The sequence below is a fragment of the Erythrobacter sp. HI0063 genome (assembly GCF_001635685.1).
GTDB lineage: Bacteria > Pseudomonadota > Alphaproteobacteria > Sphingomonadales > Sphingomonadaceae > Qipengyuania.
Genome location: NZ_LWFF01000082.1, coordinates 1 through 217, shown reverse-complemented (window position 1 = coordinate 217; position 217 = coordinate 1). Strand labels below are relative to the sequence as shown.

General features: G+C 57.6%; 1 protein-coding gene. It reads left to right on the top strand.

Translation table 11 applies throughout. The features are described from left to right. Positions 1 to 217: hypothetical protein (locus tag A3736_RS17355; RefSeq protein ID WP_197465479.1), on the top strand; the 217-nt coding region annotated here is incomplete at both ends.

The window sequence follows — 217 nt, the reverse complement described above, 5'->3', positions numbered from 1 at the left end:
ATTGACGCTTGATGACGCCATAGCCGAACTTAGGGTCTCCAAGACGCGACTGGCCTATCTCGACGTGGACGCAGACCATACGAGTCTGCGCGAGAAGGCGGAAAAGCTTGGCGGGCGTTTCGTCGGACGGCGAGTGGAGTTGGTTACACACCAACTCGACAGATTGATGCCGGAAGGCGTCGAAGAACTCAGCCACAATCCTGATGAGGCGGATCGC